The following is a 7,287-nucleotide window of genomic DNA, read 5'->3' on the forward strand; positions in this document are numbered from 1 at the left end:
CTCTGGTAATCTGCCAAAAACTGACTCCAATTGCAACACCTATAAAAATATAAAATAAAGCTAACATATTTATTTTGTCTTAATTTTTTAATTCAATTATTATTAATGGTGATCTCCAGATCCTTCTCCTGTGTGTTCGATGTTGTAATAGTGAAAATGCTCACTCTCTTTTAAGAATGGATTTCCTTTCGTAATAGGATTTGCTTTGGCAAATGCACTAAAAGTAGTATAAATAAACAATCCTATAAAGAAAAAGATTGCACTTAATTCAGGGATTCCAAAGGACCACTGAGCTCCTACTGTTGATGGCATTACCATTACAAATACGTCTACATAATGTCCCATTAAGATAACAGTTCCTCCGATAAACACAAACCAAGGTCTGCTTTTAAAATCACTGTTAATTAATAGTAATATTGGAAATACAAAGTTCATAACAACCATTCCTAAGAACGGTAATTTATACTCTGTAAATCTAGCTACGAAATACGTTGTTTCTTCTGGAATGTCTGCATACCAAATTAGCATGAACTGTGCAAACCATAAGTAGGTCCAGAATACAGAAAAACCAAACATAAATTTTGCTAAATCATGAATGTGACTGTCATTGATTCCTGGTAAGGCATTTTTAGAACGTAAATAAATAGTTACAAACGCAATTACTGTTAAAGCACTTACTAATAAAGTTGCCAATACATACCACCCGAATAAGGTTGAGAACCAGTGTGGGTCTAATCCCATAATCCAATCCCAAGACATCATCGATTCTGTGATCATGAATAAGAATAAGAAAATAACAGACATGTTGTAGTTTTTCTTATAGGTCTTGTTTCCGTCGTTTGCAGTATCTTCTTTGATAGAACCTTTTCGAATTAAGAATCTATAAACATTCCAAATTACTAAGTATGCAATACTTCTTAACATAAAACCAGTAGCATTCATCCAAATTGATTTTCCATCGATAATAGCATCGTACTTGTCGCTTTCAGGATCAAAAACACCTTCTGCCATCCATGGAAATAAATGATTGATATGCATTACTGATGCGGCCAAAACTAGGATCATAATGATAGAGACCGGAAGTAAGTTTGCTGTTATTGCTTCCATCACTCTTAAGATAACTACTGACCATCCAACTTGTGCAACACGTTGAATTGCATAAAACGTTAATACCAATAGTGTCAATCCTAAAGAGAAGAACAAGGCTACATAAAATGCGGACCAAGGTCTGTTTTGTAATTGATGTAAAACATGAGTGGCATGTTCATCATCGTGAGATGTACCGTGTGCTTCTGAACTAGCATGAGCATCACCATGAGATGTATCTTTGTCTTCGGAAGCATGTATCATAGCAGCATGTGCTTCTTTATCTGTTTTTACTGCATGCGAGTCATGGCTTGCTTCCGCTGCATGAGGTGTTGCTGCTTCGCCATGTCCACCACCATGGGCGTCATTACTTGCAGCTTCAATTGCATGTTTTGCGTCTTCTAATGTCTTTTGAGAGCCATTATAAAAACTATACGCCAACCCAACAAACCCCAATACTATAAGGGCTAATGAGAATGTTTTTAATCTACCTGAGAATTGATACATATCTTTCGTATTCTTTCTTTTTAAACTTTATTTTAACAAATCAGCACGTAAAACTTCTACGTATTGAACAATTTGCCAACGTTCGTTATATGTTAATTGAGATGAATGAGAACCCATTAAGTTTTTACCGTGCATTAAAACATGATAGATACTCCCTTCTGTAAGGTCTCTGTCTTTATAATTTGGAATCCCTAAGAATTTCTCTGTTTTGGATAAATGTCCATTTCCATCTCCTTTTTTACCATGACAAGAAGTACAGTATATGGTGTACATAGACTTTCCATTTGCCAAGTTTTCTTCGGTAAGTTCTAAAGGGTTTTTTAAGTCTGCTTTCGCTTTCTCGTATCCTTCGTTGTTATCTGCGATATCATAAGCAGGGTGACCTCCTCTTGGGATGGTACCAGCTACAGGTTTGCTATTCACAGGGTTTCCTTTCAATCCATTTTCTGCATCTGCATTGTAAGGAATCGATTCATACATGTCTGGCATGTATTGCATTTGTGGAGTTCTCTTATCGCCACAAGAAGCTAAACTTGCAACAATTACTAAAACGATAATTAATTTAAAATTCTTCATTATCTATTGATTAGTGCTTATCTACTACGTTAATTTCTACTGCGCCAGTTTCACTTAACAAAGAAGTCAATTCTGCTTCGTTGTTATGCACTGGGATTTCCATTAAAAAATGGTCATCTGTAGTTCTTGGATCTGGATTTTCTGCATCCTTAAAAGGCCAAATTCTACTTCTCATATAAAAAGTGATTACCATTAAATGGGCTGCAAAAAATACGGTCAATTCAAACATGATTGGCACAAAGGCTGGCATGTTTTCTACCCAACTAAAACTTGGCTTTCCACCAATGTCTTGTGGCCAGTCGTCGATCATCATATAATTTGTCATCCAAATAGCAAAAGCTAAACCTGTAATTCCGTACAAAAATGCGGTAATGGCAAGTCTTGTTGGTGCTAATCCCATGGCTTTGTCTAGGCCGTGAACTGGGAATGGACAAAATACTTCTTCAATGTGATGGTGTGCTGCTTTTACAGTTTTTACTGCATCTAACAAAACTTCGTCATCGGTATAAAACGCGTGAATAACTTTTGATGATTCCATAATTATCCGTTTAAATTGTTATCAGAATCTTCCTTCTTGCTCGTTGCATTTAAAGCAACAATAGCTGGCTTAGTAGGAATTCCTTGTTCGCTTCTCTTCTTGTAAAACTCACCCGAAGATTTTAAAATAGTTTTTACTTCCGCTTGCGCGATTACTGGGAATGTTCTTGCGTACAATAAAAATAATACGAAGAAGAAACCAATGGTTCCAATAAAGATACCAACATCAACGAAAGTAGGTTCAAAACGCCACCAGGTTGATGGTAAGTGTCCTTTACTTAAAACAATCGCAATAATATCAAAACGCTCAAACCACATCCCAATGTTAATGGCAATTGAAATAATGAAAGTCCATATAAAACTTCTTCTTATTTTTTTGAACCATAATAATTGTGGTGTAATAATATTGAAGATGATTAATGACCAGAATGCCCAAGCATAAGGTCCAGTTGCAGCACCTACAGATAAATATGTATAGTTTTCATAAGGAGAACCGGTATACCATGCGATAAAAAATTCAGTTGCATAGGCTACGGCAACAATACCACCTGTTAGGATAATTACAATGTTCATATACTCAATGTGCATACGGGTAATGTAATCTTCCATATTGGTCACCTTTCTCATAATCCCTAATAAAGTTTGTACCATTGCAAATCCTGAAAAGATTGCTCCAGCTACGAAATAAGGAGGGAAAATTGTTGAGTGCCATCCTGGATTGATTGAAGTTGCAAAATCCATCGATACAATCGTGTGTACAGAAAGTACTAATGGAGTTGCCAAACCAGCTAACACCAAAGATACTTCTTCAAAACGTTGCCAATCTTTTGCTCTTCCCGACCAACCGAATGATAATAAGGCATATATTTTCTTTTGAAAAGGTTTTACTGCTCTATCACGAATCATTGCGAAATCTGGAAGTAAACCTGTCCACCAAAATACTAATGATACAGATAGGTAGGTAGAAATTGCAAATACATCCCAAAGTAATGGCGAATTAAAGTTTACCCATAAAGAACCAAATTGATTCGGAATTGGCAATACCCAATAAGCATTCCAAGGTCTACCCATGTGAATAATTGGAAACAATCCTGCCTGAAAAACGGCAAAGATCGTCATGGCTTCCGCAGAACGGTTAATGGCCATTCTCCATTTTTGACGGAATAATAAAAGTACTGCTGAGATTAAAGTTCCGGCGTGACCGATACCTACCCACCATACAAAGTTTGTAATATCCCAAGCCCATCCAATGTTCTTGTTCAATCCCCAAACCCCAATTCCGGTTCCAACAGTATAAAAGATACAACCAAATCCCCATAACATTGCTGCTAAAGAAATATAGAAAGCTATATACCAATTTTTATTTGCCTGACCTTCGATAGGTTTTGCAATATCTTCAGTAATATCGTGATAACTTTTATCACCGAGTACTAAAGGTTCTCTAATGGATGCTTCGTAATGAGACATATTTTTATATCTTAATTTTTAATTACGCTTCGTTTGTATTTCTAACCTTCACTTGATACACTACATTCGGTTTCGTTTGTAGATAATCTAAAACATGATAAGCTCTTTTATCTGCAGCTAACTTTGTAACAACTTCTTTCTCGTTGTTTACATCACCAAACTGTAAAGATCCTGTTGTACAAGCTGATGAACATGCTGTTGCAAATTCTCCTGCTTCAATTTTCCTTCCTTCTTTCTTGGCTTTCAAAATGGTTGCTTGTGTCATTTGAATACACATAGAACATTTTTCCATCACCCCTCTAGAACGAACAACTACATCTGGATTTAAAACCATTTTACCATACTCGTTGTTCATGTGGAAATCAAACTCATTGTTATTTGAGTAATTGAACCAGTTGAAACGACGTACTCTATATGGACAGTTGTTTGCACAATATCTTGTTCCCACACATCTGTTGTAAGCCATGTGGTTTTGACCTTGTTTACTGTGTGTAGTTGCAGCTACTGGACAAACCGTCTCACAAGGAGCATGGTTACAGTGCTGACACATCATTGGCTGGAAAGTAACTTGAGGATTTTCTGCCTCAGTTTCAATAGCAGCATACATATCAGCTCTACTTAAGCCCAATTCGTCTGTTGCAAACTTTCTCACTTTTGGAGATGTTGGTTCATGACCTGTTGCCGCTCTGTATTCTTCTTCTACTCCTGAAGAATAGTATCTATCGATACGCAACCAGTGCATATCTCGACCAACTCTTACTTCGTTTTTACCAACTACGGGTACATTGTTTTCTGCATGACATGCTACAACACATGATCCACAACCGGTACAAGAGGTTAAATCGATAGAAAGATTGAAATGGTGTCCAACTTCTCGATTGTGCTCGGCCCATAAATCAATAGACTTCGCCTCCACTTCTTGATGATCGTAAGAAACCATTGCTGGAATGTTCCAACCGTTTTTATGATCTTTTGGATCGATATTCACATAATCTTTTAAAGAAACTTCTTTTAAGATATCGTGACGTCCTGCAATTGTTTTTTGTACTTGTGTACAAGCAAACCTATGCGTTCCGGATACTTTTTCGATAGCAACACCGTATTGTACTGTGTTGGCATCTTTATATAATGGGTAGGCATTGACTCCTACTTTCATTTCATCTTTAAAACCGAGTGTTCTACCATATCCTAAAGCAAGACCGATAGATCCTGGTGCTTGACCTGGTTGAATTAATACAGGAACATTGGCAACTGTTACTCCATTAAGAGTCAGATTTGCATAATCCCCATCAATCGCTCCATTGTCTTTTATTGGATTGGTAAACCCTAATTTCTTGGCGTCTGCCATAGAAATGGTTAAGTAATTGTCCCAAGAAGCTCTTGTTAATGGATCTGGAAATTCTTGCAACCAAGGATTGTTTGCCTGTTTCCCATCTCCTAAACCAGTAGAGGTATAAAGAACCAATTCAAATTCTGATGCTTTTACTGAGCGGTACAAGTTAGCAGTAGCCTCTGAAAGTGATACTGATTTCAGTGCAACCGTTTTGGAAACTTCTTTTGTAAAGAAACCATTGTGCAATGCAGTGTTCCATGAAGCTCCTCCCAACACGTTTGAAGACCAAAAAGATTTTAAATAATCGTAGTAAGAAGTTGAACTTCCTGACCAAGCTAATAAAACTTCTTGAATTTGACGTGTTTTGAATAGTTTCTGAATGGTTGGCTGAACTAAACTGTAGTTTCCTTCAGAAATAGAAACATCTCCCCAACTCTCTAAAAAGTGAGTTGCTGGTAATACATAATTTGAAGCGGCAACCGTATCGTTATTCTCGACAGCAATTGCTACTGATAATTTATCTTTTAAAGCCGTTGCAAATTCTTGTCCATTTGCTAAACTATAAACAGGATCTACATTATATGAAACAACACCTGCAAGCGTTCCAGATTTTAAATCTGCAACCATTTGTGCAACATCTGCATCGTTTCCTTGGCGAATGTTTAAGGTATTTGTTACATCAATAATTTCACTACCTAAAATTCGATTGATTTCTAAGGTAATTAATTGTGCGTTCTTATCATTTAAACCTGTTAAAACAACCGCTTTAGAACCTGCCTTTTGTAAGGTAGCTGCTAATTTTTTGATGGCTGCATCTTGGGCAGTTGCTTTCGAAGCAACATTGTTTCCTGAGAGGGCATTGTATAGATTTAACAAGGCGAATACTTGATCGGATGGTTTTACAACCATACGCTTATCTGCATTTGCACCTGTTAATGACATGTTACTTTCTAACTGAACATGGTAAGACATTTTTCCATTTTCAGGTTTTCTTCCAGCAACATATGCTTTCTCAAAACCTCCGTGAAAATCACCTAAGAAATCGGCTTCAAAAGAAACGATTACTTCCGCTTTGTCTAAATGATAATTTGGCAATGCTCTTTTGCCATATACTTCTTGAAAAGCATCTGCAGCTCCACTTTCTGAAACGGCATCATATACCACATGTTTTACGTTTGGATATGCAGCGGTAAATTCTCCTACAATTTTGGTTGTAGAGGGACTTGCCATGGTACCTGTTAATAAAACAACTGGTTTGTTTGCAGCTCTTAAAGCAGCTAGCGTAGCTCCAATTTCTGCATCGGCATCCGCCCAAGAAATTGCGTTTCCACCTTTAGTAGGCTCTTTCAAACGAAGGCTTTCATCATACAACGACAATACAGAAGCTTGCACTCTTGCATTTGTAGTTCCATTTGCCTCTTTGTTTGGCATGATTTGGATTGGACGCCCTTCTCTTGTTTTTACTAAAACATTCGCAAAGTCGTATCCATCTGCTACTGTTGTTGCAAACCAATCTGCAACTCCAGGAATAATATCGTTTGGTTTTACTACGTAAGGAATCGATTTGATCACCGGCCCTTCACAGGCAGCTAACGATGCTGCTGCGGTTGTAAAGCCAACATACTTTAAAAAGTCTCTACGCGAAGTAGAAGAAGTCTCAAGTGTTTCTTTATCACCTAAAAAATCATCTGTAGGAATGTTTTCTACAAATTCATTTTTACTTAGCGTTTCAACAACAGAACTATCTTTTAGTTCTTCAACACTTTTCCAGTATTTTTTGA

At 37.0% G+C, this 7,287-nt stretch carries 5 protein-coding genes; all 5 read right to left on the minus strand.

Features of this window, described 5'->3' with window-relative positions; all coding sequences use genetic code 11:
• Nucleotides 1–102 precede the first annotated feature (102 nt).
• A complete protein-coding gene (locus ABF281_RS09020) occupies nucleotides 103–1,593 on the minus strand; it encodes a quinol:cytochrome C oxidoreductase (protein WP_347181346.1) in 1,491 nt (496 codons plus the stop codon).
• A 27-nt stretch (nucleotides 1,594–1,620) separates the two neighbouring features.
• Nucleotides 1,621–2,169, minus strand: coding sequence for a cytochrome c (locus tag ABF281_RS09025; RefSeq protein ID WP_347181347.1), 549 nt, complete (start codon nucleotides 2,167–2,169; stop codon nucleotides 1,621–1,623).
• A 10-nt stretch (nucleotides 2,170–2,179) separates the two neighbouring features.
• Entirely contained in the window at nucleotides 2,180–2,707 is a 528-nt protein-coding gene (locus ABF281_RS09030; RefSeq protein WP_271485946.1) for a DUF3341 domain-containing protein, read from the minus strand.
• A gap of 2 nt (nucleotides 2,708–2,709) precedes the next feature.
• Entirely contained in the window at nucleotides 2,710–4,173 is a 1,464-nt protein-coding gene (gene nrfD, locus ABF281_RS09035; RefSeq protein ID WP_347181348.1) for an NrfD/PsrC family molybdoenzyme membrane anchor subunit, read from the minus strand.
• 22 nt (nucleotides 4,174–4,195) lie between these two features.
• Nucleotides 4,196–7,287: TAT-variant-translocated molybdopterin oxidoreductase (locus ABF281_RS09040; RefSeq protein ID WP_347181349.1), on the minus strand; the 3,092-nt coding region annotated here is incomplete at its 5' end.

Origin of the sequence: Wenyingzhuangia sp. (genome assembly GCF_039768515.1) — a bacterium.
Lineage (GTDB): Bacteria > Bacteroidota > Bacteroidia > Flavobacteriales > Flavobacteriaceae > Wenyingzhuangia.

Bases quoted from the DNA above. Each gene is read 5' to 3' on its own strand.
- nrfD (WP_347181348.1), bottom strand. From the start codon at position 4,173: ATGTCTCATTACGAAGCATCCATTAGAGAACCTTTAGTACTCGGTGAT.
- ABF281_RS09030 (WP_271485946.1), bottom strand. From the start codon at position 2,707: ATGGAATCATCAAAAGTTATTCACGCGTTTTATACCGATGACGAAGTT.
- ABF281_RS09025 (WP_347181347.1), bottom strand. From the start codon at position 2,169: ATGAAGAATTTTAAATTAATTATCGTTTTAGTAATTGTTGCAAGTTTA.
- ABF281_RS09020 (WP_347181346.1), bottom strand. From the start codon at position 1,593: ATGTATCAATTCTCAGGTAGATTAAAAACATTCTCATTAGCCCTTATA.